Source organism: Zavarzinia sp. (assembly GCF_041650655.1).
GTDB lineage: Bacteria > Pseudomonadota > Alphaproteobacteria > Zavarziniales > Zavarziniaceae > Zavarzinia.
In genome coordinates, this window is record NZ_JBAZKR010000221.1 from 1 (window position 1) to 3,303 (window position 3,303).

Below are 3,303 nucleotides of genomic sequence, written 5' to 3' on the forward strand. Positions count from 1 at the left end.
CCGATCCCGGAAGATCATCTGTCGCGGATATTCGATCGTTTCTACCGCGCCGACCCTTCGCGCCACGGGGGCGGTGAAGGGGCAGGCCTGGGCCTCGCCATCACCCGATCGATCATTCGCGCGCACGGTGGGGAGATTTCCGTCCAGTCTGGTGCGGACGGCGTGTCTTTCGAACTGAGAATACCGTGATCGGCGCTATGCTTGCGCCAGCATTCTTGTTTCCTAGTAACCCTTGTCAAAGGAGTGATTTTCTTGAAATACCTCGTTTTGCGCGCCCTTGCCGGCGCCACACTCGCAATCCTGCTGGCCCCGGCCCCGGCCGCTGCAGCTGACCGGGCTCCGGCGGCGAGGGCAGCCAGCCAGCCATTGTCCGAAGGCAAAGTCAGGAGACTCGACCGTGCGGCGGGCAGCGTCACTATCACCCATGGCCCTATCGAGAATCTGGGCATGGGCGCCATGACCATGACCTTCAGTTTCAAGAAGGGGGTGGTGCCGGCGGCGGTCAAGGAGGGTGACAAGGTGCGCTTCCGCGCCGAAGAAAAGGGCGGCCAATACTCCGTCGTTCGCGTCGAAGCGGCGAAGTAGGGCCATGCGCCCCGCCTCCATCCTGCTCGCGATGCTGCTGCTCGCGGGAGGACCTGCCGGCGCGGCGGAACCCGAGGTGCTCATCGGCGGTCAAGTCGAGAGCCTGCTCGAGTTCGCCCGCAGCCGCCATCCCGAGTTCGCCGCATTGCGCGCCGAAGCCGAGGCCGCCTCGGCGCGGATCGAGCCCGCCGGCGCGTTGCCCGACCCGATGCTGCGCACCGAGTTGCGCGACGTCACCAACGAAGGCATGGATGCCAGCGCCAATGTGCTGCCGCCGCGGATCGGCGGCGCGCGCTATACCTTCAGCCAGGCGCTGCCCTGGTTCGGCAAGCGCGATCTGCGCCGCGGCGTGGCCGGTGCCGTTGCCGACGAGGCACAGGCGCGCGCCCGCGCCGGCTGGATCGAGCTGGCGACGAAGATCAAACTGACCTATGCCCAGCATCACGTGCATCTGATCAGCATCCGCTATGCGCAGGAAAACCTCGACCTGATGCGCCGCGTCGCCGAGATCGCGCGTACCCGCTATGGCAGCGGCTTCGGCAGCCAGCAGGATGCCTTGCGCGCGCAGTCCGAAATCATCGCCATGGAGACCGACCTGGTCATGCTCGAAGGCGAGAGCGCCCAGGCCAGCGCGCGGATGCGCGCCCTGCTGGGCCGTCCCGAAAACGTCAAGCTGCGCCCGCCGGAAAAGCTGCGCCTGCTGCCGCCGGTGGCACAGCTGGACATGGTCGCGCTGGAAGCGCGGCTGCGCGCCAATAATCCGCAGCTCGCCGCCGACGACGCGCGCATCGCAGGCGCCGAGAAGGGGCGCGACCTCGTCGAGCGCAACCGTTATCCGGACGTGAACCTCGGCATTTCCCCGACCCAGACCCGCAACCGCGTCAGCGAGTGGGAGCTGATGTTCGAGATCAACATCCCCCTGCAGCAGGGCAGCCGGCGCGCGCAGGAACGCGAGGCCGAACTGAATCTGGAAGCAGCGCGCCTGCGCCGCCAGGGCAACCTCAACCAGACTCTGGCCGAACTCAGCGAAAGCCTGGCCGGCCTCGAAGTCGCGCGGCGCCTGGAATCGCTGGTGAGTACCGGCCTGCTGCCGCAGGCGGAGCTGAACCTGAATGCGGCCCTGGCCGCTTACGAAAACGGCCGTGCCGATTTCGCCGCCGTACTCGACGCGCACCGGCAATTGCGCCGTGCCCGCGGCGAACTCGTCAAGGCACGTGGCGACCAGCAGATCCGTCTGGCCGAGATCGAGAAAATGGTGGGAGAGGAACTATGAAATATCAGATTCCGGTCGTGCTCGCGGCCCTGCTGCTGGCCGTCGGAGCAGGCTACTGGGCCGGCAAGGGTCCGGGAGTCGGCGCTGGCGGTACGGCGACGGTGGCTGCCGCTCCTGCCGCAAGTCCGGCTGCAGCGGACGCGGTGCAGAAACCGCGCAAGCTGCTCTACTACCGCAACCCGATGGGCCTGGCGGACACCTCGCCGGTGCCGAAGAAGGACTCGATGGGCATGGACTACATCGCGGTCTACGAAGGCGAAGACGAGGGCACCGCGAAAGGCGAACTCAAGATCAGCACCGAGAAGGTGCAGAAGCTCGGTGTGCGCACAGAGCCCGCAGCGCTGCGCGAACTGGCGCGCCAGGTGCGGGCCGCCGGACGGGTGGAGATAGACGAGCGCCGCGTGTACAACGTGGCACCGAAATTCGAGGGCTGGGTCGAGCGTCTGCACGTCAGCGCGACGGGCCAGCCGGTGGCCAAGGGGCAGCCGCTGTTCGAGGTGTACAGCCCGGAACTGGTCTCGGCGCAGCGCGAATATGTGGTGGCGGCCAAAGGCGTCGCGGCGCTGAAGGACGCCAGTGCCGAGATGCAGTCCGGCATGCGCCAGCTGGCCGAGGCAAGCCTCGCCCGTCTTCGCAACTGGGACATTTCCGAGGAGCAGACCAAGGCGCTGGCAGCCGGCGGCGAGGCGAAGCGCACGCTCACTTTCCGCTCGCCGGCGAGCGGCGTGGTACTGGAGAAGAAGGCCGTCGCCGGCATGCGCTTCATGCCCGGCGAGATGCTCTACCAGATCGCCGACCTGTCGTCGGTCTGGGTGCTGGCCGACGTCTTCGAGCGCGACATCGCGCAGGTCAAGGCCGGGCAAAAGGTCAGGCTCGCGATCAACGCCTATCCGGACAAGAGCTTCACCGGCACCGTCGCCTACATCTACCCGACCTTGAAGGCCGAGACGCGGACGATCCCGGTGCGAATCGAACTGGCCAACCCGGGCGGAATGCTGAAGCCGGCCATGTACGCCAGCGTGGAGCTGGCAGTGGGCGCGCGCGACAAGGTCGTGACGGTGCCCGTATCGGCCGTGATAGACAGCGGCACGCGGCAGATCGTGCTGATCGAAAAAGGCGCGGGGCGCTTCGAGCCGCGCGAGGTCAAGCTCGGTGCGCGCAGCGACAGCTACGTTGAAGTCATCGATGGCGTCAAGGACGGCGAGCCGGTGGTGGTGGCCGCGAATTTCCTGATCGATGCCGAAAGCAATCTGAAGGCGGCACTGGGCGGCTTTGCCGCTCCAGCCGGCAGTGCGCCCGCGGCCCTTGCCCAGGGTGGCAAAGGCGCGGTCAGCCACCAGGCGACCGGTACGCTCGACGGCATCGACGCGAAGACCGGCAGCGTGACCGTGACGCACGGTCCGGTGGCCAGCCTCAAATGGCCGGGCATGACCATGGACTTCGTC

At 67.2% G+C, this 3,303-nt stretch carries 4 protein-coding genes; all 4 read left to right on the plus strand.

Translation table 11 applies throughout. The features are described from left to right. On the plus strand, positions 1-189 hold a 189-nt coding region (locus WC493_RS22540; protein WP_373068757.1), incomplete at its 5' end, for an ATP-binding protein. Between the two features lie 63 nt (positions 190-252). After that, complete coding sequence (locus WC493_RS22545; RefSeq protein ID WP_373068759.1) at positions 253-585, plus strand: copper-binding protein; 333 nt, start codon at positions 253-255, stop codon at positions 583-585. A gap of 4 nt (positions 586-589) precedes the next feature. Further along, positions 590-1,858 carry a TolC family protein gene (locus WC493_RS22550; RefSeq protein WP_373068761.1) on the plus strand — a complete coding sequence of 423 codons (1,269 nt, stop codon included), beginning with the start codon at positions 590-592 and terminating at the stop codon, positions 1,856-1,858. Next, on the plus strand, positions 1,855-3,303 hold a 1,449-nt coding region (locus WC493_RS22555; protein WP_373068763.1), incomplete at its 3' end, for an efflux RND transporter periplasmic adaptor subunit. The genes WC493_RS22550 and WC493_RS22555, both read left to right, overlap by 4 nt.

Bases quoted from the DNA above. Each gene is read 5' to 3' on its own strand.
- WC493_RS22550 (WP_373068761.1), top strand. From the start codon at position 590: ATGCGCCCCGCCTCCATCCTGCTCGCGATGCTGCTGCTCGCGGGAGGA.